Below are 23,822 nucleotides of genomic sequence, written 5' to 3' on the forward strand. Positions count from 1 at the left end.
CAAAATCGATGCGCAGGAATTTGCCAAAGGGGGCCTCAGGCGACCAGGCGATAGCCGCCCGATTCCGTCACCAGAAGCCGCGCGTTCGAGGGGTCGGGCTCGATCTTCTGGCGCAGGCGGTAGATGTGGGTTTCCAGCGTGTGGGTCGTGACGCCGGCATTATATCCCCAAACCTCGTGCAGCAGCACGTCGCGGGCCACCACCCCGTCCTGCGCGCGGTACAGGAACTTGAGGATGTTGGTTTCCTTCTCCGTCAGGCGGATCTTGCGGTCCTTGGTGTCGATCAGCATCTTCATCGAGGGCTTGAACGTGTACGGCCCCAGCTGGAAGATGGCGTCCTCGGACTGCTCGTGCGTGCGCAGCTGCGCGCGCAGGCGGGCCAGCAGGACCGGGAACTTGAACGGCTTGGTCACGTAGTCGTTCGCGCCCGCATCCAGTCCCAGGATCGTGTCGGCATCGGTGTCATGCCCGGTCAGCATCACGATGGGGCACTTGACGTTCAGCTTGCGCAGCTTCTTGCACAGCTCGCGCCCGTCGGTGTCGGGCAGGCCGACATCCAGCACGACCAGGTCGAACAGGGCGTTCTTGGTGGCCTCGACGGCCTCGGCGCCGCTGCCGGCCTCGGTCACGTCGAAATCGTCGGTCGCGGTCAACTGCTCGGCCAGCGCCTCGCGCAGGTCTTCCTCGTCATCGACCAGCAGGATCTTCTTCAGTCCGGCCATGCTTGCCTCCTTTGCGTGGTTGCGCAATGAGGTGAGGGCCGCGGCCCCGCCCGTCCAGCGCCATGTGCGATTTCTCACATGGAGTTGTCGGATCGCGGCGTTATGTTTCAGACTGTTACAACCCGGAAGGCGTTCATGAGCCTGATCCCCACCCTGTCCGAGACGATCGCCCGCGCCCGCGCCGACCTGCGCATGGGCCTGCCGGTGGCCCTGGGCGACCATCTGGCGGCGGCGGTCGAGACCCTGTCGCCCGCCCGGCTCGCCGATCTGCGCGCGCTGGGGCCGGCGGTTCTGGCGCTGACGGATCGGCGGGCGGGGACGCTGAAGGCGCGCGCCTATGACGGCGATCTGGCGCGGGTGATCCTGCCGCCGGGCGCCGATCTGGGGTGGCTGCGGGCGCTGGCCGATCCGGCGGGCGATCTGATGACGCCGCTGAAGGGCCCGTTGACCAGCGCGCGGGGCGGGGCGGTCGACGCGCATCGCGCTGCGCTGGCGCTGGCCAAGTCGGCGCAGCTGCTGCCCGCGATGCTGGTCGTCGCCGCGCCTGCGCCGGAGGGCCTGACGCGGCTGCCCCCCGGGCCGGCGCTGGCGCAGCTGGCCGCCGAGGCCGCGATGATCCCCGTGGCCGCCGCCCGCCTGCCGCTGCTGTCCGCCGAACGGTCCCGCCTGCACGTCTTCCGCCCCGATGACGGCGGCGAGGAGCATTACGCCATCGAGATCGGCGACCCGCCGCGCGACGCCCCGGTGCTGGCACGGCTGCATTCGGCCTGTTTCACCGGCGACGTGCTGGGCAGCCTGAAATGCGATTGCGGCCCGCAGCTGCAGGCGGCGCTGGCCGCGATGGGGCAGGCGGGGTCGGGGGTGCTGCTTTACCTCAACCAGGAGGGGCGGGGGATCGGGCTGGCCAACAAGATGCGCGCCTATGACCTGCAGAATCAGGGCTTCGACACGGTCGAGGCGAACCACCGCCTGGGCTTCGAGGATGACGAGCGCGACTTCCGCATCGGCGCGGCGCTGCTCAGGCGCTTGGGCTTCGGGGCGGTGCGGCTGATGACGAACAACCCCCGCAAGGTGGCGATGATGCAGGCCAATGGCATCGCGGTGCCCGACCGCGTGCCGCTGATCGTGCCGCGCAACCGCCACAACGCGGGCTATCTGGACACCAAGGCCGAAAAATCGGGGCACCTGCTGTGAGGGGGATGCACCTCACCCCGCAGGGCCTGCGCGTGGGCGGCCGGATCCTGCCCTGCAGCATCGGCAAGGCGGGCATCACGGTGGCCAAGCGCGAGGGCGACCATGCCACGCCCGCGGGCACGCACCGCATCACCGGGCTGTGGTATCGCCCCGACCGGCTGGCCCGCCCCGCCCCTTGGGCGCGCGCCATCGGGCCGGGCGACCTGTGGTGCGACGATCCGGCTCATCCGCTCTATAACCACCACGCCCGCGCGCCCTTGGCCGCCAGCCACGAGCGCCTGCGCCGCGCCGATCCGCTCTATGACCTGGTCCTGACGACCGACTGGAACTGGCCCGAGGTCCGGCCCGGCCAAGGCTCGGCCATCTTCCTGCACCAATGGCGCCGCCCCGGCTATGGGACCGAGGGCTGCATCGCCGTCGCGCGCCCCCACCTGATCTGGCTGGCCCGCCATGCAAGGCCGGGCACGACGATCCGCGTCCCCAATTCTTCTTCACTCAAATATCCAAAGACTCCGGCCTAGCCGACAGCCCGTGCGCCGAAGATCGCGGAACCGACCCGCACATGCGTGGCCCCTTCGGCGATCGCCGCCTCGAAATCGGCGCTCATGCCCATCGACAGGCCCGACAGCCCATGGGTTTCGGCCAGCTTGCGCAGCAGGCGGAAATGCGGCACCGGATCGCGGCCCTCGGGCGGGATGCACATCAGCCCGGACGGTGCCAGCTCCAGTTCGGCGCAGAGCGCCAGGAAGCCCGGCAGCTCGTCGGCCAGGATCCCGGCCTTCTGTGGCTCGTCGCCGGTATTGACCTGCACGAAGACCTGCGGGCGGCGGCCCTGCTCGGCCATCTGCGCCGCCAGCTTGCGGGCCAGCGTCACGCGGTCCAGCGTGTGGATCGCGTCGAACAGCGCGACGGCGGCGCGGGCCTTGTTCGATTGCAGAGGCCCGATCATGTGGACCGAGACACCGGGATGGGCGGCACTCCAGGCGGGCCATTTGGCCTGCGCCTCCTGCACGTAGTTCTCGCCATAGACGGCATGGCCCGCGGCCAGCACGGCCTCGACACGCTCGGGCGGCTGCAGCTTGCTGACCGCGATCAGGGTCACGCTGCCTGGGGCGCGCCCGGCGGCGATTTCGGCCGCGCTCACGCGGCGGGTGATGTCATCCAGTCCCATGGTCCTACCTGACAAAAAGAAAAGAGCGGGCGCAAGGCCCGCTCTTTCCAAAGGTGGTGACGATTGATCGAAGGATCAGAAGTCGAAGCGGACGCCGAAGTCGCCGCGGACGTTCTCGTCGTAGCCACGCTCCAGCGAGCCGGCCAGGTAGGCGCCGCCCAGGTCGTAGCGGGCGCCGATGCCGAACGCGTTGTCGGTCTCGTTGCCGGCTGCGTCGTTGTTGGCGATGTAGGCCGACAGCGTGGTCAGCGGCGCGACGACATAGTCGCCGTACAGCACGATGGTGTCGCCGTTGTCGACGAATTCTGCGTCAACCGTGCCACCGTCGAGGGTGTAGGAACCGTTGTCCAGGTAGCTCACGCCGATGCCGTTGTCGGTGCCGGCCAGGGTGTAGTACGCGCCCAGGAAGAACTGGTCGTTGCCACCGATGCTGGCGCCGTCCTTGACGGCGGCTGCCGACAGGGCGAACTGGTTCCAGTCGTAGTCGACCGAGATGCTCAGCTCTTCGTCGCCCTCGCCCGAGGTCTGGTCGGGATCGACATACGAGAAGCGCGCGGTCAGCGCGTCGACGGCGTATTCCACCGAGACGCCCAGACGGTTGCGGGTCTGGTTCTCGACGATGGTTTCGCAATCGGCTTCGGTTTCGTCGCACGAGGTCAGGAAGCTGTCCGAACCATAGGCTTTCGACGAATAGGCGTAGAATTCGCCCGAGGAGTTGCCGAACGAACGGCTGATCAGGCCGACTTCCGACGCGTAGATCAGGCCGGCGTTGTCATAGGCGGTGCCGACGTTGCCGACGGCGACGGTGAAGCCGCTGGCGGTGACATAGATCTGGCCCGGCGAGATGGCGGTGATGCCCGCATCGCCCTGGTCCCACTGCAGACGCAGACGGGCGCCGAAGTCGACGCCCTGGTCGGTCGAGGTCGTGGCGTGCACGTTCATGCGGACGCGAGCCGACATCTGGGCTTCGGTGTCGCGGCTTTCCTGATAGTCGACGGCGGTCCGGCCATAGCCCGAGATGGTCACGTCGGCGGCGGCCACGCCTGCGGACAGGACCAGCGCGGTGGAGGCGATAAGTGCCTTTTTCATGGTGTGTTCCCTCTTGTCTCTCTGATGCCCAGGTCGGCTGTCCCGCACTGGGTATGGGATTTGTTTCACCTTTCCGCGATTGTGATGCAACAAAATCAGGTGCCGCCTGTTTTCTTTGCCCATTTCCATGATGCACTTGCGCCACACCTGCCCCGGGGGCCTGCGCGAACCCCGGCCGGACGGGCGGCCGGGGTGGTCCAAAGCGCTTGTTTCGGGGCCCCGATCCGGGCTAATGCTGGCCCGGACACCGAAAAGACCCGGGGGATGGGATGACCTATGCACGCGCCGCGCGCCTGATGATCGCCACGACGCTGTGCGCGGGGCTTGCGGCCTGCGGCGGCGGCTCGGGCAACTCGCAGCCGGCGGGCGGGACGATGTTCGACGGTCCCGACATGGCCCCCGCCAATCGCGGCACCCGCATCCAGGACCTGTTCGGCCGCGCCGAGAATCCCAACCGCGCCGTGGGCGTGAACAAGTATCTGTGGAATGCCAGCCTCGAGGTGCTGGACTTTCTGCCGGTGCAGACGATCGATCCCTTCACCGGGGTGATCCAGACGGGCTACGGCACGCCTCCGGGCGGCGGTCGGTCCTATCGCGCCACCATCCAGGTCAGCGACCCGGCGCTGGACGCGCGCAGCCTGCGCCTGTCGCTGCAGGGCCCCGGCGGGGCGGCGGTCGAACCGGGCACCGCGCGCGCGGTCGAGGATGCGATCCTGACCCGTGCCCGCCAGCTGCGGATCCGCGACGGCCGCCTGTAGGGGGCGGCTCTGGACCCGCGCGGGCGGGGCGTATAGACCCTGCGGGCAACGCATCAGGCCCGAGGTTTCCCATGCCCTATGATCCCGCGACGAGCGAAGCCCGCTGGCAGGCAGCCTGGGCCGAGGCCGGCAGCTTCACCGCGATCCGCGACGAGCGCCCCAAGTATTACGTGCTGGAGATGTTCCCCTATCCCTCGGGGCGCATCCACATGGGCCATGTGCGCAACTATGCGATGGGCGACGTGGTGGCGCGGTTCAAGCGGGCGCAGGGGTTCAGCGTGCTGCATCCGATGGGTTGGGACGCCTTCGGGATGCCCGCCGAGAACGCCGCGATGGAGCAGGGCGGCCATCCCCGCGACTGGACCTATGCCAACATCGCCACGATGCGCGACCAGCTGAAGCCCCTGGGCCTGTCGATCGACTGGTCCCGCGAGTTCGCCACCTGCGACGACGCCTATGTGGCCCAGCAGCAGGCGCTGTTCCTGGACATGCTGGAGGCGGGCCTCATCACCCGCAAGTCGGCGCAGGTGAACTGGGACCCGGTCGACATGACCGTCCTGGCCAACGAGCAGGTGATCGACGGCAAGGGCTGGCGGTCGAACGCCCCGGTGGAGCGGCGCGAGCTGACGCAGTGGTTCTTCAAGATCAGCGATTACAGCGACGAGCTGCTGGACGCGCTGGACGGGCTGAAGGGCTGGCCCGAGAAGGTGCGGCTGATGCAGGCCAACTGGATCGGCCGGTCGCGCGGGCTGCAGTTCGGCTTCGCCACCGTGGATGCGCCCGAGGGGCATGACCGGATCGAGGTCTACACGACCCGCCCCGACACCCTGCGCGGCGCCAGCTTCGTGGCCCTGTCGCCCGACCACCCGCTGGTCAAGGACCTGGCCGCCGACCGCCCCGAGATCGAGGCCTTTCGCGAGGAGTGCCGCCGCATCGGCACCACCGAGGAGGCCATCGAGACCGCGCCCAAGCTGGGCTTCGACACCGGTCTGTCGGTGCGCCATCCGCTGGACCCCGACTGGCAGCTGCCGATCTGGATCGCGAACTTCGTGCTGATGGACTATGGCACCGGCGCCATCTTCGGCAGCCCCGCCCATGACGAGCGCGACCACGAGTTCGCGCTGAAATACGGCCTGCCGATCCGCGCGACCTTCGGAGAGCCGGGCATGGACCTGGAGGCTGCCGATGCGCTGGTGGCGACGGCGCCCTATGTGCCCGCGAAATCCGAGCGCGTCAGCTATGTGCGCGGCTTCTCGGGCGCGGCCGAGCAGACCGGCGAGGCGGCGGTCGATGCCGCCATCGCCCATGCCGAGGCCGCCGGATACGGGGAGGGCGTGACCAAGTTCCGCCTGCGCGACTGGGGCATCTCGCGCCAGCGCTATTGGGGCTGCCCGATCCCGGTCGTCCATTGCGACGCCTGCGGGACCGTGCCCGAGGCCAAGGCGAACCTGCCGGTGCTGCTGCCGCAGGACGTGACCTTCGACGTGCCGGGCAATCCGCTGGACCGCCATCCGACCTGGCGGCAGGCCGTCTGCCCGACCTGCGGCGGCGCGGCGCGGCGCGAGACGGACACGATGGACACCTTCGTCGATTCGTCGTGGTATTACGCCCGCTTCACCTCGCCGGGGGCCTCGACGCCGACGACCCGGGCGGATGCGGATTACTGGATGAATGTCGACCAGTATATCGGCGGCATCGAGCATGCGATCCTGCACCTGCTCTATTCCCGCTTCTTCGCCCGGGCGATGGTCAAGACCGGGCATCTGTCTGATGCCGCGAAGGAGCCCTTCGATGCGCTCTTCACGCAAGGCATGGTGACGCACGAGATCTACATGACCCGCGACGCGCGGGATCGCCCGGTCTATCACCTGCCCGAGGACGTGAGCGACGGGCGGCTGGCCGACGGGCGGGCGGTGACGGTCATCCCCTCGGCCAAGATGTCGAAGTCCAAGAAGAACGTCGTCGACCCGGTGAACATCGTGGACAGCTTCGGCGCGGACACCGCGCGCTGGTTCATGCTGTCGGACAGCCCGCCCGAGCGGGACGTGGAATGGACCGCCGCGGGCGCCGAGGCCGCGTCGAAGTTTCTGTCGCGGGTCTTCCGGCTGGCCGAAGAGGCGCCCGAGCACGGCACAGACGATCCCGACCTGACGCGGGCGGCGCATCGCGCGATCGCGGACGTAACCCGCGCGATCGAGGGCTTTGCCTTCAACAAGGCGGTGGCGAAGCTTTACGAGTTGGCCAATGCGGTCGGCAAATCGCAGGCGGGCGGCGAGACGCGCCGCGCCGCGCTGCGGATCTTGGCGCAGCTTATGGCGCCGATGGTGCCGCATCTGGCCGAGGAGGTCTGGGCGGCATCGGGCGGGCAGGGCATGGTCGTCGATGCGCGCTGGCCCGTGGCCGATCCCGCCCTGCTGGAGGAGGACAGCGTGACCCTGCCCATCCAGATCAACGGCAAGCGCCGGGCCGAGATCACCGTGCCCAAGGACATGGACAAGGCGCAGATCGAGGCTCTGGTGCTGGCCGACGAGACGGTTCAGCGCTTCCTGGAGGGTGCGGCGCCCAAGAAGCTGATCGTGGTGCCGGGGCGGATCGTCAATGTCGTCGCATAGCCGCCGCAGGGTCCTGCTGGGCGGGCTGGCGCTGGTCCTGCTGGCTGGCTGCGGGCTGAGCCCGGTCTATGGGCCGGGCGGGGGCGGCAGCCGCCTGTTCGGACGGGTGCGCCCGCGCGACCCGGACACGCCCATCGACTTTGCCTTCAACCGCCGCCTGGCCGAGCGGCTGGGCCCCGAGGATGCGGCGGTCTATGACCTGGACTATCGGATCTCGGCCGGGGTGGTCGCGCAGGCGATCACGCCCGACGAGGTGACGACGCGCTATTCGCTGAACGGCACCGCCGATTTCGCGCTGACCGGGCCGGACGGGGCGGTGGTCGTGCAGGGGCGGGTCAGCAGCTTCACCTCCTATTCCACGACAGGGACGACGATCTCGACCCTCGCCGCCGAGGGGGATGCCCGCGAGCGGCTGGCCCTGATGCTGGCCGATCAGGTGGTGACGCGGCTGCTGGCCGCCGCCTCCGGCCTGCCGGACTGACGCGGATGCTGCTGAAGGGGGCCGAGATCGCGCGCTATCTGGCCCGCCCCGACCCCTCGCGGCCGGGGCTGCTGATCTATGGGCAGGATGCGATGCGGGTGGCCCTGAAGCGCGCCGAGGCGGTGCGCGCGCTGGTGGGCGAGAGCGCCGACGAGGAGATGCGCCTGACCCGCATGCCCGGCGGCGGGCTGAAGCGCGATCCCGCGCAGCTGGTCGATGCGGTGCGCGAGGTGGGGTTCTTTCCCGGCCCCCGCGTGGTGGTGGTCGAGGACACGCCCGATCTGGCGACCGACGCGATCCGCGCCGCACTCGAGGGCTGGCGGCAGGGCGATGCGGTGGTCGTGGTGACGGCGGGGGCGCTGTCCAAGGGCTCGGCGCTGCGCAAGCTGTTCGAGACGCATGGCCAGGCGGTGACCGCGCCCATCTATGACGATCCGCCCGGCGAGGACGAGGTCGCGCGCTGGCTGGCGGATGCCGGGCTGCGCGAGGTCCCGCGCGAGGCCATGCGCGAGGTGATGCTGCTGTCGCGCGCCCTGGACCCGGGCGATCTGCGCCAGACGGTCGAGAAGATCGGGCTGTACAAGCATGGCGATCCGACGCCGCTGACGGTCGAGGAGATCGCGCTGCTGGCCCCCGCCACCATCGAGGCCGATCTGGACGAGCTGATCCATGCCGTCGCCGACCGCCGCGAGGCCGAGTTCGGCCCGCTGATGCGGCGCGTCGACCAGCAGGGCATCGCCCCGGTCACCCTGTGCATCGCCGCCCTGCGCCATTTCCGCGCCCTGCATCTGGCCGCCGCCGACCCGGCGGGGCCGGGCGTGGCGCTGGCCCGGGCGCGGCCGCCGGTCTTCGGGCCGCGCCGCGACCGGATGGCGCGGCAGGCGCAGGCCTGGGGGATGGGGCCGCTGGAGGAGGCGGTCTCGACCCTGCTGGCCACCGACATGACCCTGCGCTCGGCCAGCCGGGCGCCGCAGATGGCGCTGGTCGAGCGCGCGCTGCTTCGGCTGGCGATGAAGCCCCGGGGGCGGCGGTGAGCGATCCGGAGGTCGTCGACGCGCTGGTGATCGGCGCGGGGCCTGCAGGCCTGATGGCGGCCGAGGCGCTGATGGCGCCGGGCCGCCGCGTGGTGGTGGCCGAGGCGATGCCCACGCCCGCGCGCAAGTTCCTGATGGCCGGGAAATCGGGACTGAACCTGACCAAGGCCGAGCCCCTGCCCGCGTTCGCGCGCGGGATCGCGGGCGGGACCGGGGGCTGCCTGCCCCCGGACCCCCGGGGATATTTGTGGACCGCTGCAGGGGAATTCGGGCCGGAGGCCGTCCGGGACTGGGCCGAGGGCCTGGGGATCGCGCTATTCACCGGGTCGACGGGGCGGGTGTTTCCGGTCGGCATGAAGGCCTCGCCGCTGCTGCGGGCCTGGCTGGCGCGGCTGCGGGCGGGCGGGGTGGATCTGCGGTCGCGCTGGCGGTGGGTCGGGATGCAGGACGGCTGGCTGTTCGCGGCGCCCGAGGGGCCGCGGGTCCTGCAGCCGCGTGTGACAGTGCTGGCCTTGGGTGGGGCCAGCTGGCCGCGATTGGGATCGGATGGTGCCTGGGTGCCGATGCTGGAGGCGGCGGGCGTGGCGGTGGCGCCCTTCCGGCCCGCGAACATGGGATTCCGGGTCGATTGGTCTGCGCCCATGGCGCGGGTCTTCGGGGCGGCGGTGAAGGGCACGGCGATCCGGGCGGGCGATGCCGTCAGCCGGGGCGAGTGGGTGATCACCCAGCAGGGCATCGAGGGGGGCGGCGTCTATGCCGTCGCCGCGGCGATCCGCGACGGGGCCTCAGCGGCGGTGGATCTGGCCCCCGATCTGGATCACGACGCCTTGGCGGCGCGCTTCGCGCAGCCGCGCGGGCGGCTGAGCCTGGGCAACTGGCTGCGGCGGATCTGGGGCGATCCGGCCCGCGTCGCGCTGACCCTGGAATGGGGCCAGCCGCTGCCTTCGGATCCGGCGGGATGGGCGGCGCGGGCCAAGGCGCTGCCTTTGCGCCATGCGGGGCCGATGGGGCTGTCGCGCGCGATCTCGTCCGCCGGGGGGATCGCGGCGGCGGCGCTGACCCCGGATCTGGAACTGCGCGCCCGGCCGGGCGTCTTCGCCGCGGGCGAGATGCTGGACTGGGAGGCGCCGACGGGCGGCTATCTGCTGACCACCTGCCTGGCCACCGGGCGCCGCGCGGGCGAGGCTGCGGCGCGGCGCCTGGCGGATCAGGACGCGGCGACGGCCCGGTAGGCCGGGCGCTGGCGCATCCGGTCCAGATAGTCCGACAGGCGCGCCTCGACCACCGGGAAGCGCGCGGTCAGCGCCCAGTCCAGGCAATGGGTCAGGATGATGTCGGGCACGGTCATCCGCTCGCCCATCAGGAAGGGGCCGTCGGACATGCGGTGGACCAGGGTTTTCTGGCTGGTCTCGAATTCCCACCGCAGGGTGTTCTTGATGGCGCTGAGGCGCATCTCCTCGGGCAGGATGAAGCTGTGGCGGGCGGCCAGCCAAAGGGCCGCGTCGAACTCGTCCAACAGGAACTGGGTCAGGCTGTCCTGGCGCGCCCGGTCCAGCGTGCCCGCCGGATGGGTCAGTTGGCCGTGGCGGTCGGCCAGATAGGTCAGGATCGCGGTCGAATCGGTGATCGGCGTGCCGTCGTCGATCAGCACCGGGACCTTGCCCGCCGGGTTGAAGGGCACGACGCCCTCGCTGCGCGGGTTGGCGGCGATGTGGTCGTAGGGCTCGTCCAGCTCCTGCAGCATCCACAGGACGCGGAAGGCGCGGGACTTGGCGGTGCCGATGACGCGGTACATGGGATCCTCCTTGCCCCTGGGATGCGAACAAGAAGGCCCCATGCTTTCTGCGGCGTCAAGCGCGGCGGCAGGCCACCAGCTGCTGGCGATACATCTCGGACCGGGCGTTGACCTGCCCCGCCACCCGCATCAGCCAGCTCTTCTGGCGATAGCTGCCGCTGCGAAAGCCGCCCCGCCCCTCGTGATAGGCCAGGTATTGCGAGGCCGCGTCGGATTTCGACAGGCCCAGCTGCTGCTGGCTGCCATGCATGTACCAGCCCATGAAGTCGGTCGCGTCGCGGATGCTGTCGCGCTGCGCGCGGCGGTTGCCGGAGCTGCGCTGGTATTCCTCCCAGGTGCCGTCCAGCGCCTGCGAATAGCCGAAGGCGCTGCTCTGCCGCCCGATGGGGATGACGCCCAAGGCATATTGATGCGGCGTGCGGGCATCGCCGATGAATTTCGATTCCTGGTACATGGTCGCCATCTGCACATGCACCGGCACGCCCCATTTGCGTTCGGTCTGGCGCATGGCGCGCAGATAGGCGGGCCGTTCGGCCGCGATGGCGCATGCATTGTCCAGCTGGCGCGGCGCGCTGTAATTGCCGCCGCCGCTGCCGCAGGACGCGACCAGCCCCACAATGGCCAGTTTCAGAAGCCTGTTCATCCTACCCTCGTTCTGCTCGTTCTGGGGTTTTGCGCCGATCATAGGGAAAATCACGCAGCGGTGAAATCACAATGCCGAAGGGCCTGTCCCGATCTCGGCCCCGACCCTGGCCCCGACCTCGCCCGCCGGGACCGGCACCGCGCCTCCTTCGGTCCGGAAATATCCCCGCCGGAGGCCTCCGCCCTCACCGTCCCGCGCCGCCCGTCCGGTCCGCGCCCTCGGGCCGCAAAAGCGCGTTCAGCGCCTGCAGATCATTCGCGCCCGCCTCCAGCAGCAGCGATTCCAGCGCGCGGTAATGGGTCAGGACCTTGCCGCCCGTCTCGGTCACCGTCGCGCCGCCGCCGCCCGGGCCGCCGCGCGCGCTGTCGATCACCGGATGGGCGAAGGCCACGTTCATCTCCTCGACCAGGGTCCAGGCGCGCTTGTAGCTCATCCCCATCTCGCGCGCGGCGGCCGAGATCGAGCCGAGCCGCGCGATCCGGGCCAGCAGCTCGGCCTTGCCCGGACCCAGGATCAGCGGCGAATCGTATTCTAGCCGCAGCTTGATGCGCAGCCGGGGGCTGGTCGCGGGAGGGGTCATGCGGGATGCGGTCCTTCGTTATTCCTGTCAAGCATAGCGCCTTGCGGCCCGGGCCGCAATTTGCCGCGACGGCACGGCTTGCGGGATGCGCGTCGCGGCCTATCCTGCGGATCACGGGAAGAGGAGGCCCGCCCCATGTCCGCAACCGACCCCGCCACCCAGATCGTCATCCTGTCCGGCGCCCGCACGGCGATCGGCACCTTCGGGGGCAGCCTTGCGGCGATCCCGCCGATCAGCCTGGCCGCCACGGTCACCCGCGCCGCGCTGGACCGCGCGGGCATGGCGCCCGACCGGATCGGGCAGGTCGTCTTCGGCCATGTCATCAACACCGAGCCGCGCGACATGTATCTGAGCCGCGTGGCCATGCTGGAGGCGGGCATCCCCCACACCACGCCCGCGATGAACGTCAACCGGCTGTGCGGGTCGGGGGCGCAGGCCATCGTCTCGGCCATGCAGTCGCTGATGCTGGGCGATGCGGGCTTCGCCGTCGCGGGCGGTGCCGAAAGCATGAGCCGCGCGCCCTATGTCGTCCCGCAGGCGCGCTTCGGGGCGAAGATGGGCGATGTGGCGATGCTGGACATGATGACCGGCGCGCTGACCTGCCCGATGGGCACCGGCCATATGGGCGTCACGGCGGAGAACGTCGCCGCCGAGCATGACATCTCGCGCGAGGCGCAGGACGCCTTCGCCCTGGAGTCGCAGAGCCGCGCGGCGGCGGCGATCGCGGCGGGGCATTTCCGCGACCAGATCGTGCCGGTCGAGGTGAAGACGCGGCAGGGCATGATGGCCTTCGACACCGACGAGCATCCCAAGGCCACCAGCCTGGAGAAGCTGGCGGGGCTGAAGGCGGTCTTCCTCAAGGGCGGCAGCGTGACGGCGGGCAATGCCAGCGGCATCAACGACGGCGCGGCGGCGCTGGTGCTGGCGCGGGGCGACGCCGCCCGCGAGGCCGGCCTGACCCCGCGCGCCCGCATCCTGGGCTATGCTGTCGCGGGCGTGCGCCCCGAGGTCATGGGCATCGGCCCGGTCCCGGCGGTCGAGGCGCTGATGGCCCGCACCGGCCTGCGCATCGCCGATTTCGACGTGATTGAATCGAACGAGGCCTTCGCCGCGCAGGCGCTGGCGGTGAACAAGGGGCTGGGGCTGGACCCGGCCCGGGTGAACCCCAATGGCGGGGCCATCGCCTTGGGCCATCCGGTCGGCGCGACCGGCGCGATCCTGACGATCAAGGCGCTGTGCGAGCTGGAACGGACGGGCGGACGGACCGCGCTGATCACCATGTGCATCGGCGGCGGGCAGGGCATCGCACTGGCGATCCGGCGCGACTGACCCGACCTTCGTCGGACCTGACGTCACCGGTCCGGTTTCCGGACCGGTTTTTTCTTGCAATCCGGCTCGAACACGTCACGAGTGTCCGTGACAATTCGAGGAGGAAAACGGGGTGTCACAGGGAGTTCTGTTCATTGCCGCGGCCTTGCCGGTCCTGGTGGTGTTTATCTTGCTGGTGGTGATGCGCCGGTCGGCCAAGCTGGCCATGCTGGCGGCCTACGGCGTCACCGTGCTGCTGGCGCTGGTCCTGTGGGGCGCGCCGCTGGCGCGGGTCGCGGGTGCCACCGTCAACGGTCTGGTGACGGCCATCACGCTGCTCTACATCGTCTTCGGGGCGATCCTGCTGCTGTACACGGTGCAGGAATCCGGAGCCATCCGCGCCATCCGGCGCGGCTTCACCGACATCTCGCCCGACCGGCGCATCCAGGCGATCATCATCGCGTGGATGTTCGGGTCGATGATCGAGGGGGCCTCGGGCTTCGGCACGCCGGCCGCGGTCGCGGCGCCCTTGCTGCTGGCCATCGGCTTTCCGGCGATGGCCGCGGTCATGGTCACGCTGATCATCCAGTCCACGCCGGTGTCCTTCGGCGCGGTGGGCACGCCGATGCTGGTGGGCATCAATACCGGGCTGTCCAACAGCCCCGAGGTCGAGGCCGCCATCTCGCCGCTGACCGTGGCGGAATACGTGCCGGTCGTGGCCGCGCAGGTGGCGCTGGTCCATGCGCTGGTGGGCGTCCTCGTGCCGCTGCTGATGGTGGGCATGCTGACGCGCTTCTTCGGGTCCAGCCGCAGCTTTGCGGAAGGGTTCCGGGCGTGGAAGTTCGCGATCTTCGCCGGTCTGGCCTTCACGCTGCCCTATCTGGCGGTGGCCTATGTGCTGGGGCCGGAATTCCCGTCCCTGCTGGGCGGCCTGATCGGCCTGATGATCGTCGTGCCGGCGGCCCGGGCGGGCTGGTTCCTGCCCGACGACCGCTTCGACTTTCCGCCCCGCGCGCAGTGGGAGGACGGCTGGCAGGGCAAGCTGGAGCCCGATCAGGCCGAACTGGGGCCGGGCGACCGCAACATCCCGCTGCTGACCGCGTGGATGCCCTACGTGATCGTCGCGGTCCTGCTGGTGCTGACGCGGACCATCGCGCCGCTCAAGGCCTGGCTGACCGGGCCGGACACGACGCTGATCCTGCGCGACCTGTTCGGGTCGGGGATCAACGCGCAGGCGCAGTTCGCCTATTCGCCGGGCACGGTGATGATCGTCGCCTCGCTGATCTCGGTCGCGCTGTTCCGCATGCGGGGCAGTGCCTATGGCCGGGCCTGGGCGATCTCGGGGCGCACGATGATCGCCGCCGCCCCGGCGCTGCTGCTGGCGGTGCCTATGGTGCAGGTCTTCATCAACTCGGGATCCGACGGGATGGCCTCGATGCCCATCACCCTGGCCGAGGGGATGGCGGCGGCGACCGGCGCCTCCTGGCCGCTGTTCGCGCCGATCGTGGGGGCGCTGGGCGCCTTCATCGCCGGATCGAACACGGTGTCGAACATGATGTTCTCGCTGTTCCAGTTCTCGACCGCGGAAAGCATCGGGCTGGATCTGGCGGGCATCACGATGGTCGTCGTGCTGCAGGCCGTCGGTGGCGCGGCGGGCAACATGGTCTGCGTGCACAACGTGGTGGCGGCCTCGGCCGTGGTGGGCCTGACCGACCGCGAGGGCGACATCATCCGCAAGACGCTGATCACCATGGCCTATTACGTGGTGCAGGCGGGCCTGATCGGCATGGCGCTGATCGCCGGTGGCCTGATGTGGTGGGCGGCGGCCGTGATCTGGGCCGCGGCGGTGGTGCTGGCCATGCGCACCAACCGCAGCCGGGCGATGGTCCGCGCCTGACATCGCGACCCGAACGACGAAAGGGGCGGCCTTCGGGCCGCCCCTTTTGCATGTCCCGCCCCCGCGCCTGAAGGCGGAAACGGGAACGGGCCGCCCAGCAAAAGGCGGCCCGCGAGATCCAAGGAGATGGTCCGGTTAGGGGCGGATCCGGGTCCGGTCCCAACCAGGGTAAGAAGCCTTTGGGGCTGCCCTCAGGCCACGGTCCCCCCGACTGTTCCGAAACGTCTCTCCACTATCACTCTAGACACTGGACCACCTCCTTTCAAAAGATTGCTGTACAATTGCAGGCTGACACAGTTCCAGAAACTGTCAATCAGCTTTCCGCAGTGCGGCGCAACAAATTGCGGACAATCAGCCGGAAGGGCACAAGGGCCAGTAGCGCCAGCGCCAGCTTGACCATCCAGTCGGCCAGCGCCAGCGACAGCCAGAGCGGGCCCAGGGGCCCTTGGCCCAGCAACGGCACGGCCTCGTTGGCCCAGCCTGTATTGGCGTCGGCGGGCAGGAAGGCCGCGAAGGCGATGCCGAAGAACAGCGCCGTGTCCAGCACCGATCCGACCAGGGTCGAGACCAGCGGCGCCCGCCACCAGCGGCCTTCGCGAAGTGCATCGAAAATCGCCACATCGGCCATCTGCGCCACCAGGAAGGCCGTCCCCGAGGCCGCGGCGATGCGCAGGGTCGTGGCCTCCATCCCCGCCGCGACCAGCGACCACAGGACGCCCGTCACGAATCCCGCCAGCACCACGCGCCGCGCGGCAGGGGCGCCATAGACGCGGTTCATCACGTCGGTGACCAGGAAGGCCAGCGGATAGGTGAAGGCGCCCCAGGTCAGCCAGGTGGCCACGGTGAACTGGACGAGGATGTTCGAGGCCAGCACGATGGCGGCCATGGCAAGGATGCCGGGCAGGAAGCGGGTCATCGGTGATATCCGTTTTGACAAGGTGGCGGAGAACTCGGCCCCGGGTCGCGCCGCGGGGCAACGCGGGCCTTACGCCCGCGCGGGCCGCCTTGTCAATTCTGCCGCGCCTGCAGGTCGGTGTCGCGCAGGCGGTATTCCACGATCTCGGTCCGTTGCAGGAACAGGAAGTTGTCGTCCGAGATCATCGTGATCCGGATGCCGGTCCCGTCATGCCAGACCGAAATGCCTTCCAGGTTGTCGTATTGCAGGGACCGCGTCTCCAGCAGGATCTGATCCTCCTGCAGCACGCCGGGGGTCAGCTGCATCCGCCGGATGCGCGAGGAAAAGCCCAGGATGCCGCGAAAGTCGCGTTCCAGCAGATAGAGCCAGCCGTCGGGGCCGAAATCGGCGCCCACCGCCAGCCAGCGCGGATCGCGGCGGATCGTGGCGTATTCGGTCCATTCGCCGTCGAAGGCCAGCACGGTGAAGGGCGTGGCCTCGTTGCCGGACCGTTCGGGCACGGCGACCATCAGCCCGTCCGCGTCGATGGCCAGCGCCTCCAGCCCGGAATTGATGCCCATGCCGGGCAGCTTGGGAGGGCGGGGCAGGGGGGTGGCGGCGGCGTCGGGATCGTCATAGCGCGCGACGCGGTCCAGCCCCTCGAAGCTGACGAGGATGCGGCCTTCGGCGTCCAGGGCGATCCCCTCGCTGTCGCCGATATAGCCCGGCGGCAGGGGAGTGCCCTCGCTGTCCTTCAGATGCGCGCGGCCCGCGACGGCCATGCCGCGCACCAGCCCCTGCGGGTCGCGTTCCACCCGGCCCCAGTACAGGTGCGCGCGGTCGGTCAGGGCATGAAAGCCGGTGCCGTCGGGGCTGATCTGGATCGCGGAGAAGCCGCCGAAGCTGGCCTGGGGTTCCGACCAGACATGGGTGCCCACGTAATCGAGCACCGCGCCCGCGTGAACGGGCGCGGTGGCCAGGGTCGCCCCCAGGGCAAGGCCTAGGGTGCGGATGCGACGGTCGAGCATTGCGCGGGCAGGTCGGCCATCCGGTAGGTGCGGGGGTGGCGATAGTTGGGGTCCGGGGTCGAGGGCTGGGCCCGGCTGGGGTCGATGCGGATGTTCACCCATTCCTGCGCATCCGCGCAGCCGTCGCCCTCCGGGATCGGCGCCGGGGTCTGGCACATCGAGCCGGGGGGGCAGTTCATGCGGACATGGAAATGATAGTCGTGGTTGTTGATGGGGCGGATCTTGCGCAGCCAGTCGCGGTTGCCCGTCTCCATCTGGCACATCGCGACCTTGGCCACGGGATCGACGAAGATGCGTTCCACCCGCGGATCGCGGGCGGCGGCGCGCATGATCGACATGTGGGCGCCGGTCCAGTTGCCCGACAGCGCCGTGCCCCCGTTCGCCACGACCGAGACCGAGGACAGGTTCTCGCGCTGCTGCGGCGACAGCGACAAGGACGAGGGCGGCAGCATCCAGATGTCGGCGTCCAGCCCCAGCTGGTGGCTGGCATGGCCCGAGGTCATCGGCCCGCCGCGCGGCTGGCTGATGTCGCCGATGTAGAGCCCCCGCCAGCCCGCCTGCTGCGCGGCGCGCGACAGGCCGACCAGAAAGTCGATCATCACCGGATGGCCCCAGTTGCGGTTCCGCGACAGGCGCATCGACTGCCAGCTGGCCCCCGAATCGGGCATCTGAACGAAGCCCTGGCCGCAGCCCTGGGAATAGTTGCCGATCGACACGGCGGGGCCTTGGGACGGGCCGCGGAAGCTGCCGAAGACATCCTTGGCAAGCTGTTGCGCCGAGGCGGGCAAAGCCAGCCCCAGCAGAAGGGCGGCGGCGGTCAGGGTCTTGCGGATCACGGGTCGGTTTCTCCTTCCGGGTCGACCCACCCTAGCAGAAGCAGCGCGACAAGAAAGATCACGATCAGCGGAAGGAAGCCAAGCCGCTGGCTGCCGGTCAGGTCGGTGGTCACCGCGATCAGGAAGGGCGCCAGGAAGGCCGTGGCCTTGCCCGACAGCGCGTAAAGGCCGAAGCCCTCGGTCGCGCGCTCGGGCGTGGTGTGGCGGACCATCATCGTGCGGCTGGCCGATTGCAGCGCCCCGCCCGCGCCCCCGATCACCGCCCCGCAGGCGAAGAAGATCAGGTCGGGCAGGCGCAGCCCGGCCAGCAGCGGCGCCTCGGGGGCGGGGATGCCGAAGACCGATGTCCGGTCCATGCCCACCAGCAGCAGGCAGACCGCCGACAGCGCCAGGATGCAGGCCGCGATCACCGCGCGCGGCCCGAAGGCGCGGTCGGCGCGGCCCCCCAGCCAGCTGATGAGCGCGGCCGAGATCGCGCTGACGACCCCGAAGATGCCCGCGAGGAAGACGGGCCAGCCCAGCACCGTGCCCGCATAGACGCCGCCGAAGCCGTAGAGCGCGTTCAGCGCGTCGCGCGAGAACATCGACGAGGCCAGCCACGCGGCCAGGCTGCGCCGGTGCCGCAGGCTGCGGATCAGCGCCCACAGGTCGGACAGCGCCGCGCGGATGCGAAGGGGGCGGTGGCCCTCGCGCGGCTCTCGGACCCAGAGGAAGAAGGGGATCATGAAGACCGCGTACCAGATCGCCGTGAAGGGGCCGACGAATCGCGTGCCCTCGCGCGCGGCGGGATCCAGCCCGAGCAGCGGCGGGATGCCCGCCAGCGTGCGCCCGTTGGGGGTTTCGGCGAACAGGAGCAGCATCAGCGCCAGCGCCACCACGCCGCCCAGATAGCCGAAGGCATAGCCCGAGCCCGAGATGCGCCCGATCTCGGCCCGGGGCGCCAGGCCCGGCAGCATGGCATTGGTGAAGATGGTCGCGAACTCGACCCCGATCAGGCCGATGCCGAACAGCACGACCGCCTGGACCAGCGCCGGATCGCCGCCGGGGCCGAAGGCGGGGGTCAGCCACCACAGGCCCGCCGAGCCGATCACATAGACACCCGAGAAGATCCAGATCCACGGCATCCGCCGCCCCGAGCTGTCCGCGACCGCGCCCAGCACCGGGGCCGCCAGCGCGATGATCGCCCCGCTGATCGCCAGGCCATAGCCCCAGAGCGACTGCGCATGGGCGCCCGCCAGCGTGCTGCTGTCGCCCATGGCGATGAAATGGCGCTTGGCCACCTCGGCGAAGTAGATCGAGAAGATGAAGGTCAGCAGCAGGGTGTGGAAGGGCTGGCTGGCCCAGTCAAAGAACCACCAGCCCCAGATGCGCCTGCGGTCGATCCTGTCCCTCATCGCGTCCCCTTTGGGCGCGTCCGCGCGCCGTGGCGACATTTGGTCCGGGGCGCGTCAGGCTGGCAAGTGAAGTTTCGCATCCTCGGGGACATGGGGCGGCCAGGGGCGGGTGGCGTCGGCGGCGATCCAGGCGGCGATCCAGTCCGGCAAGGGAGGGCTTTCGGGGGCGTGGCCCATCGCCTCCATCACCTGGCCCGGCGGCACCATCCCCTCGGACGAGGTGATGGCCGAGCGGATCAGCACCTGGTTGCAGCATTCGCCGCCGCGCCACATCGACTGTTCCATATAGACGAAGCGGCGGTCCCACCCCACCATGCGCGAGATCATCGTGAAGCGCTGGAAGGCCCGGATGCGCCGGCGGTAGCGGGTCGAGTTGCCCGCCACGGTGATCCCCCAGCCCCGCGCGCGCAGCACCGGCACCAGCCCGGTGCGGCTGGCCAGCGGGATGCGGCCCAGGTCGAACAGGGTCAGGGTGCGGCCGTTGTTCAGCTCGATCCACGGGTCCAGGTCCCAGGGCCAGCAGATATGGGTCGAGGCATGCGTTCCGGTCGGCGCAAGGCGGGGCGCGCGGCGGAACTTGAGCATCTCCTTGGCGAAGCGGATGAACGGATACATGGACGGGCCTTTCGTTTCGTCCTGACTGGCCGCGGATCACGGGGGCGTCAAGTCCAACGCGGCGGCATCGGGTCGCATCGGCTTGCGTCCCCCAGGGTGCGCGGCCATAACGGGCCCACATCGCGTGCGACATGACGAAGGAGCGAGAATGGGAACGCTGTACGAAGCCCTGCAACTGATCCTGCAGGTCCTGTGGTTCATCATGATCGTGCACATCATCATGTCCTGGCTGATCAACTTCCAGGTCCTGAACCTGCGCCAGCCGCTGGTCGCGCAGATCTGGGACGGGCTGAACCGGCTTCTGGAGCCGATCTATCGCCCGATCCGCCGCATGCTGCCCGATCTGGGGGGGCTGGATCTGGCCCCGCTGATCGTCTTCATCGTCATCATCATCGCTCAGCGGGCCCTGGCCAACAACGCGGGCTTCTTCTACGGCGCCTGATGCCCACCGACCTTCTTCGCCAGGTCTGGGGCTTTGACGGGTTCCGTCCGGGCCAGCAGGAGATCGTCGAGGCGGTGGCCGCGGGCCGCGACGTGCTGGCGATCATGCCCACGGGCGGCGGCAAGTCGCTGTGCTTCCAGTTGCCCGCACTGATGCGGGACGGGGTGACGGTGGTCATCTCGCCGCTGATCGCGCTGATGCGGGACCAGGTGCGCGCGCTGCGCGAGGCGGGGGTCGAGGCGGGTGCCCTGACCAGCGGCAATACCGAGGCCGAGACCGATGCCGTCTTCGCCGCCATCGCGGACGGCCGGATGAAGGTGCTGTACATGGCGCCCGAACGGCTGGCCCAAGGCGGGACGGTTAACCTGCTGAAACGCGCGGGTGTCACGGCCATCGCGGTCGACGAGGCGCATTGCGTCAGCCAGTGGGGCCATGACTTCCGCCCCGACTATCTGCGCATCGGCGATCTGAAGCGCACGCTGGACGTTCCCCTGGCCGCCTTCACCGCGACGGCCGATGTCGAGACGCGGGCCGAGATCGTCACGCGCCTCTTCGAGGGGGCCGAGCCGGTCACCTTCCTGCGCGGCTTCGACCGGCCCAACATCCGGCTGGCCTTCCAGCCCAAGAACAGCCCCCGCACGCAGGTCCTGAATTATGCCGCCGCCCGGCGCGGCCAGTCGGGCATCATCTATTGCGGCGCCCGGGCGCGGACCGAGACGCTGGCCCAGGCCCTGCGCGAGGCGGGCCACCCGGCGATCGCCTATCACGCGGGCCTGGACCCCGAGACGCGGCGCGAGGCGGAAGCGCGCTTCCAGCGCGAGGACGGGCTGATCGTGGTCGCCACCGTCGCCTTCGGCATGGGCATCGACAAGCCCGACATCCGCTGGGTGATGCATGCCGACCTGCCGAAGTCGATCGAGGGCTATTATCAGGAGATCGGCCGCGCGGGCCGCGACGGCGATCCGGCGGACACGCTGACCCTCTATGGTCCCGACGACATCCGCCTGCGCCGCACCCAGATCGACGAGGGGCTGGCCGATCCCGCCCGAAAGTCGGGCGACCATGCCCGGCTGAACGCGCTGCTGGGCCTGGCCGAGGCGACGGGCTGCCGGCGGCGCAAGCTCTTGTCCTATTTCGGCGAGGAGATGGCCGAGGATTGCGGCAATTGCGATCTGTGCCAGGTGCCGCCCAGGCTGTTCGACGGCACGCTGGCGGTCAGGAAGGCCCTGTCCGCGATGGTGCGGACCGGCGAATGGTTCGGCAGCGGCCATCTGATCGACATCCTGACCGGCACCACCACCGACAAGGTGCGCGAACGCGGCCATGACCAGCTGCCGACCTTCGGGGTGGGAAAGGATTTCGCGCGGGGGCAATGGCAGGCGATCTTCCGGCAGATGATGGGGCTGGACCTGTGCCGCCCCGATCCCGAACGCCACGGCGCACTGCACCTGACCGAGACCGCCCATCCGATCCTGCGCGGCGAGGAAAGCGTCACCCTGCGCCAGGACACCACGCAGAATGCCAAGCCCGCCAATGTCCTGCGCACGCAGGTCAGCGAGGAGGACGAGCCGCTGCTCTCGGCCCTGAAGGCCAAGCGCCGCGCGCTGGCCGAGGCGGCGCGCGTGCCGGCCTATGTCATCTTCCCCGACCGCACCCTGATCGAGATGGCCGAGAAGCGCCCGCAGGATCTGGACCAGATGGCCGGGATCAGCGGGGTGGGCGCCAAGAAGCTGGAGAGCTTCGGCCGCGCATTCCTGTCGGTGATCGCGGGCGACCAGCCCGAGATGCATCCCGCGCGCCGCGCCTTGGCGGGCAAGCCCGAGGGGGCGCTGTTCGACCGACTGGTCGATATCCAGACCCGGTTGCAGCGGGGCGCGGACGGCACGGAAAAGCCGCTGTCCTGTTCGACCGCCCAGATCCGGCGGATCGCCGAAAGCCGCCCCTCCAGCCGCGACGCCCTGTCCCGCCATCTGGACGAGCCGCGCCTCGACCGATTCGCGCAGGCCTTCCTGGACGAGATCGCCTCGGCCGGCTGACGCGGCCCCGGATCGGGGGCGGCAGGGGGGTCAACGGAACGTGATGCGTCCGAAGGCTTATGGGCCGCGTGCATCATGGCATGATGACCGCGCGCGCCCTCGGGCGTGCCTAGGCCCCGATCGGAGGATATCATGAAGCTGAACTGGTCTGACGTCACACCGCACCGGATGTTCCTGGACAGGCGCAAGTTCATGGCGACCTCGGTCGCGGGTCTGGCCTTGGCGGGTCGTGCCGGGGCCCAGTCCCCGGGCACGATGACGGGCGCGCCCTCGCCTTTGTCCACCGACCAGACGCCGAACACCTTCGAGGAGATCACCAACTACAACAATTTCTACGAATTCGGCACCGGCAAGGAAGACCCCGCCCGCAATGCCCATACGCTGACCACCGACCCCTGGTCGGTCGAGATCGGCGGCATGGTCGAACGCCCCGGCAGCTACGGCGTCGAGGACCTAGCCCCCGACAACGCGCTGGAGGAACGCATCTACCGGCTGCGCTGCGTCGAGGCATGGTCGATGGTCATCCCCTGGATCGGCGTGCCCCTGGCCGGCGTGCTGGCCAAGGTCGGCGTGCAGCCCGGCGCGCAATATGTCGAGTTCGAGACCTTGGTGCGCCCCGAGGAGATGGTCGGCCAGCAGCGCGCGATCCTGGACTGGCCCTATCGCGAGGGGCTGCGCCTGGACGAGGCGATGAACCCGCTGACCATCCTGGCCACGGGCCTCTACGACCAGCCCATGCCCAACCAGAACGGCGCGCCGATCCGGCTGGTCGTGCCGTGGAAATACGGCTTCAAGTCGATCAAGTCGATCGTGCGGATCACCCTGACCGAACGCCAGCCGGTGAACACCTGGAAGCAGCTGCAGGCCAGCGAATACGGCTTCTATGCCAATGTGAATCCCCAGGTCGACCATCCCCGCTGGAGCCAGGCCACCCACCGGGTGATCGGCGCGGGCCTGTTCGGGGGCCGCGAGGAGACGCAGATGTTCAACGGCTATGGCGAGCAGGTGGCCTCGATGTATGCCGGAATGGACCTCTCGGTGGATTACTGATGCGGCGCAGCCTGAACGATGCGCTGCGACGGCTGCCGGTCTGGGCGGTCTGGCTGGGTGGGGCGCTGCCCTTCGCCCTGATCCTCTGGGACATCTTCACCGGCGGCCTGGGCGTCGACCCGGTGGCCGAGATCGAGCACCGCCTTGGCCGCACCGCGCTGTACTTCCTGGCGGCGGGGCTGGCGGTCACGCCGCTGCTGCGCCTGACGGGGATCACCCTGATGCGGTTCCGCCGGGCGTTG

At 69.7% G+C, this 23,822-nt stretch carries 24 protein-coding genes (1 of these 24 running past the window's edge); 13 read left to right on the top strand and 11 right to left on the bottom strand.

What is annotated here, in order from left to right:
• Positions 1-35: 35 nt before the first annotated feature.
• Positions 36-722 carry a response regulator transcription factor gene (locus E4191_RS00380; protein ID WP_135311647.1) on the bottom strand — a complete coding sequence of 229 codons (687 nt, stop codon included), beginning with the start codon at positions 720-722 and terminating at the stop codon, positions 36-38.
• A gap of 135 nt (positions 723-857) precedes the next feature.
• On the opposite strand from E4191_RS00380, the gene ribA reads away from it, so the two are divergent.
• Together ribA and E4191_RS00390 are read left to right on the top strand one after the other, a co-directional pair.
• The gene (gene ribA / locus E4191_RS00385) at positions 858-1,916 is read left to right on the top strand and encodes a GTP cyclohydrolase II (protein WP_135311648.1); all 1,059 of its coding nucleotides are present in this window, start codon (positions 858-860) and stop codon (positions 1,914-1,916) included.
• A gap of 5 nt (positions 1,917-1,921) precedes the next feature.
• Entirely contained in the window at positions 1,922-2,437 is a 516-nt protein-coding gene (locus tag E4191_RS00390) for a L,D-transpeptidase family protein (protein WP_135311649.1), read from the top strand.
• On the opposite strand, the gene E4191_RS00395 is transcribed toward E4191_RS00390, so the two are convergent.
• Together E4191_RS00395 and E4191_RS00400 are read right to left on the bottom strand one after the other, a co-directional pair.
• Positions 2,434-3,087 carry a YggS family pyridoxal phosphate-dependent enzyme gene (locus tag E4191_RS00395; RefSeq protein WP_135311650.1) on the bottom strand — a complete coding sequence of 218 codons (654 nt, stop codon included), beginning with the start codon at positions 3,085-3,087 and terminating at the stop codon, positions 2,434-2,436. The genes E4191_RS00390 and E4191_RS00395 overlap by 4 nt on opposite strands.
• A 75-nt stretch (positions 3,088-3,162) precedes the next feature.
• Positions 3,163-4,176: a porin gene (locus tag E4191_RS00400; RefSeq protein ID WP_176562597.1), complete on the bottom strand. Its 1,014-nt coding sequence runs from the start codon at positions 4,174-4,176 to the stop codon at positions 3,163-3,165.
• Between the two features lie 269 nt (positions 4,177-4,445).
• On the opposite strand from E4191_RS00400, the gene E4191_RS00405 reads away from it, so the two are divergent.
• The 5 genes from E4191_RS00405 to E4191_RS00425 all read left to right on the top strand — a co-directional run bounded on the left by E4191_RS00405 (position 4,446) and on the right by E4191_RS00425 (position 10,293).
• Complete coding sequence (locus tag E4191_RS00405) at positions 4,446-4,934, top strand: DUF3576 domain-containing protein (RefSeq protein WP_135311652.1); 489 nt, start codon at positions 4,446-4,448, stop codon at positions 4,932-4,934.
• 71 nt (positions 4,935-5,005) lie between these two features.
• A complete protein-coding gene (gene leuS, locus E4191_RS00410; protein WP_135311653.1) occupies positions 5,006-7,546 on the top strand; it encodes a leucine--tRNA ligase in 2,541 nt (846 codons plus the stop codon).
• On the top strand, positions 7,533-8,027 hold the full coding sequence (gene lptE / locus E4191_RS00415) for an LPS assembly lipoprotein LptE (protein ID WP_135311654.1): 495 nt from the start codon (positions 7,533-7,535) through the stop codon (positions 8,025-8,027). The genes leuS and lptE overlap by 14 nt, the downstream gene beginning before the upstream one ends.
• 5 nt (positions 8,028-8,032) lie before the next feature.
• Positions 8,033-9,061, top strand: coding sequence for a DNA polymerase III subunit delta (holA, locus tag E4191_RS00420; protein ID WP_135311655.1), 1,029 nt, complete (start codon positions 8,033-8,035; stop codon positions 9,059-9,061).
• Positions 9,062-9,114: 53 nt separating this feature from the next.
• Positions 9,115-10,293: a TIGR03862 family flavoprotein gene (locus E4191_RS00425; RefSeq protein ID WP_135314251.1), complete on the top strand. Its 1,179-nt coding sequence runs from the start codon at positions 9,115-9,117 to the stop codon at positions 10,291-10,293.
• Here E4191_RS00425 and E4191_RS00430 read toward each other — a convergent pair.
• The 3 genes from E4191_RS00430 to E4191_RS00440 all read right to left on the bottom strand — a co-directional run bounded on the left by E4191_RS00430 (position 10,269) and on the right by E4191_RS00440 (position 12,079).
• The gene (locus E4191_RS00430; protein ID WP_135311656.1) at positions 10,269-10,856 is read right to left on the bottom strand and encodes a glutathione S-transferase family protein; all 588 of its coding nucleotides are present in this window, start codon (positions 10,854-10,856) and stop codon (positions 10,269-10,271) included. The genes E4191_RS00425 and E4191_RS00430 overlap by 25 nt on opposite strands.
• Positions 10,857-10,911: 55 nt before the next feature.
• Entirely contained in the window at positions 10,912-11,499 is a 588-nt protein-coding gene (locus E4191_RS00435; protein WP_135311657.1) for a transglycosylase SLT domain-containing protein, read from the bottom strand.
• A 184-nt stretch (positions 11,500-11,683) separates the two neighbouring features.
• Complete coding sequence (locus E4191_RS00440) at positions 11,684-12,079, bottom strand: winged helix-turn-helix domain-containing protein (RefSeq protein WP_135311658.1); 396 nt, start codon at positions 12,077-12,079, stop codon at positions 11,684-11,686.
• A gap of 135 nt (positions 12,080-12,214) precedes the next feature.
• Here E4191_RS00440 and E4191_RS00445 point away from each other — a divergent pair, with 135 nt between their 5' ends.
• On the top strand, positions 12,215-13,408 hold the full coding sequence (locus E4191_RS00445; protein WP_135311659.1) for an acetyl-CoA C-acyltransferase family protein: 1,194 nt from the start codon (positions 12,215-12,217) through the stop codon (positions 13,406-13,408).
• Positions 13,409-13,520: 112 nt separating this feature from the next.
• Positions 13,521-15,284 (top strand): L-lactate permease, encoded by a 1,764-nt coding sequence (locus tag E4191_RS00450; RefSeq protein WP_135311660.1) that lies wholly within the window; start codon positions 13,521-13,523, stop codon positions 15,282-15,284.
• A gap of 313 nt (positions 15,285-15,597) precedes the next feature.
• Here the strand turns inward: E4191_RS00450 and E4191_RS00455 are convergent, their stop codons facing one another.
• The 5 genes from E4191_RS00455 to E4191_RS00475 form a co-directional block, all read right to left on the bottom strand.
• The gene (locus E4191_RS00455; RefSeq protein WP_135311661.1) at positions 15,598-16,200 is read right to left on the bottom strand and encodes a queuosine precursor transporter; all 603 of its coding nucleotides are present in this window, start codon (positions 16,198-16,200) and stop codon (positions 15,598-15,600) included.
• A gap of 92 nt (positions 16,201-16,292) precedes the next feature.
• Entirely contained in the window at positions 16,293-17,207 is a 915-nt protein-coding gene (locus E4191_RS00460) for an esterase-like activity of phytase family protein (protein ID WP_135311662.1), read from the bottom strand.
• Complete coding sequence (mepA, locus tag E4191_RS00465) at positions 17,180-18,043, bottom strand: penicillin-insensitive murein endopeptidase (protein ID WP_135311663.1); 864 nt, start codon at positions 18,041-18,043, stop codon at positions 17,180-17,182. The genes E4191_RS00460 and mepA overlap by 28 nt, the downstream gene beginning before the upstream one ends.
• A complete protein-coding gene (locus tag E4191_RS00470) occupies positions 18,040-19,437 on the bottom strand; it encodes an MFS transporter (protein WP_135311664.1) in 1,398 nt (465 codons plus the stop codon). The genes mepA and E4191_RS00470 overlap by 4 nt, the downstream gene beginning before the upstream one ends.
• A 54-nt stretch (positions 19,438-19,491) precedes the next feature.
• Positions 19,492-20,052: an acyl-CoA thioesterase gene (locus E4191_RS00475; protein WP_135311665.1), complete on the bottom strand. Its 561-nt coding sequence runs from the start codon at positions 20,050-20,052 to the stop codon at positions 19,492-19,494.
• 148 nt (positions 20,053-20,200) lie between these two features.
• On the opposite strand from E4191_RS00475, the gene E4191_RS00480 reads away from it, so the two are divergent.
• The 4 genes from E4191_RS00480 to E4191_RS00495 form a co-directional block, all read left to right on the top strand.
• Positions 20,201-20,494 carry a YggT family protein gene (locus E4191_RS00480; RefSeq protein WP_135311666.1) on the top strand — a complete coding sequence of 98 codons (294 nt, stop codon included), beginning with the start codon at positions 20,201-20,203 and terminating at the stop codon, positions 20,492-20,494.
• A complete protein-coding gene (gene recQ, locus E4191_RS00485; RefSeq protein WP_135311667.1) occupies positions 20,494-22,530 on the top strand; it encodes a DNA helicase RecQ in 2,037 nt (678 codons plus the stop codon). Before E4191_RS00480 ends, recQ begins: the two co-directional genes overlap by 1 nt.
• A gap of 129 nt (positions 22,531-22,659) precedes the next feature.
• Positions 22,660-23,580, top strand: a complete 921-nt coding sequence (msrP, locus tag E4191_RS00490) for a protein-methionine-sulfoxide reductase catalytic subunit MsrP (RefSeq protein ID WP_407947072.1) — start codon at positions 22,660-22,662, stop codon at positions 23,578-23,580.
• Positions 23,580-23,822, top strand: the 5' portion of a protein-coding gene (locus E4191_RS00495; RefSeq protein ID WP_135311669.1) for a protein-methionine-sulfoxide reductase heme-binding subunit MsrQ. It continues 378 nt past the right edge of the window; only the first 243 of its 621 coding nucleotides appear in the window; it begins with the start codon at positions 23,580-23,582; its stop codon lies off the right edge, out of view. The genes msrP and E4191_RS00495 overlap by 1 nt, the downstream gene beginning before the upstream one ends.

It is taken from the genome of Paracoccus liaowanqingii (assembly GCF_004683865.2).
GTDB lineage: Bacteria > Pseudomonadota > Alphaproteobacteria > Rhodobacterales > Rhodobacteraceae > Paracoccus > Paracoccus liaowanqingii.

Excerpts from the sequence above, each read along its gene's own strand:
- ribA (WP_135311648.1), top strand. The coding sequence starts at position 858 with ATGAGCCTGATCCCCACCCTGTCCGAGACGATCGCCCGCGCCCGCGCC.
- lptE (WP_135311654.1), top strand. The coding sequence starts at position 7,533 with ATGTCGTCGCATAGCCGCCGCAGGGTCCTGCTGGGCGGGCTGGCGCTG.
- E4191_RS00390 (WP_135311649.1), top strand. The coding sequence starts at position 1,922 with ATGCACCTCACCCCGCAGGGCCTGCGCGTGGGCGGCCGGATCCTGCCC.
- E4191_RS00470 (WP_135311664.1), bottom strand. The coding sequence starts at position 19,437 with ATGAGGGACAGGATCGACCGCAGGCGCATCTGGGGCTGGTGGTTCTTT.
- holA (WP_135311655.1), top strand. The coding sequence starts at position 8,033 with ATGCTGCTGAAGGGGGCCGAGATCGCGCGCTATCTGGCCCGCCCCGAC.
- E4191_RS00435 (WP_135311657.1), bottom strand. The coding sequence starts at position 11,499 with ATGAACAGGCTTCTGAAACTGGCCATTGTGGGGCTGGTCGCGTCCTGC.
- E4191_RS00455 (WP_135311661.1), bottom strand. The coding sequence starts at position 16,200 with ATGACCCGCTTCCTGCCCGGCATCCTTGCCATGGCCGCCATCGTGCTG.
- E4191_RS00460 (WP_135311662.1), bottom strand. The coding sequence starts at position 17,207 with ATGCTCGACCGTCGCATCCGCACCCTAGGCCTTGCCCTGGGGGCGACC.
- recQ (WP_135311667.1), top strand. The coding sequence starts at position 20,494 with ATGCCCACCGACCTTCTTCGCCAGGTCTGGGGCTTTGACGGGTTCCGT.
- E4191_RS00400 (WP_176562597.1), bottom strand. The coding sequence starts at position 4,176 with ATGAAAAAGGCACTTATCGCCTCCACCGCGCTGGTCCTGTCCGCAGGC.
- leuS (WP_135311653.1), top strand. The coding sequence starts at position 5,006 with ATGCCCTATGATCCCGCGACGAGCGAAGCCCGCTGGCAGGCAGCCTGG.
- E4191_RS00380 (WP_135311647.1), bottom strand. The coding sequence starts at position 722 with ATGGCCGGACTGAAGAAGATCCTGCTGGTCGATGACGAGGAAGACCTG.
- E4191_RS00430 (WP_135311656.1), bottom strand. The coding sequence starts at position 10,856 with ATGTACCGCGTCATCGGCACCGCCAAGTCCCGCGCCTTCCGCGTCCTG.
- E4191_RS00445 (WP_135311659.1), top strand. The coding sequence starts at position 12,215 with ATGTCCGCAACCGACCCCGCCACCCAGATCGTCATCCTGTCCGGCGCC.
- E4191_RS00475 (WP_135311665.1), bottom strand. The coding sequence starts at position 20,052 with ATGTATCCGTTCATCCGCTTCGCCAAGGAGATGCTCAAGTTCCGCCGC.
- E4191_RS00395 (WP_135311650.1), bottom strand. The coding sequence starts at position 3,087 with ATGGGACTGGATGACATCACCCGCCGCGTGAGCGCGGCCGAAATCGCC.
- E4191_RS00405 (WP_135311652.1), top strand. The coding sequence starts at position 4,446 with ATGACCTATGCACGCGCCGCGCGCCTGATGATCGCCACGACGCTGTGC.
- E4191_RS00425 (WP_135314251.1), top strand. The coding sequence starts at position 9,115 with ATGGCGGCCGAGGCGCTGATGGCGCCGGGCCGCCGCGTGGTGGTGGCC.
- E4191_RS00480 (WP_135311666.1), top strand. The coding sequence starts at position 20,201 with ATGGGAACGCTGTACGAAGCCCTGCAACTGATCCTGCAGGTCCTGTGG.
- E4191_RS00440 (WP_135311658.1), bottom strand. The coding sequence starts at position 12,079 with ATGACCCCTCCCGCGACCAGCCCCCGGCTGCGCATCAAGCTGCGGCTA.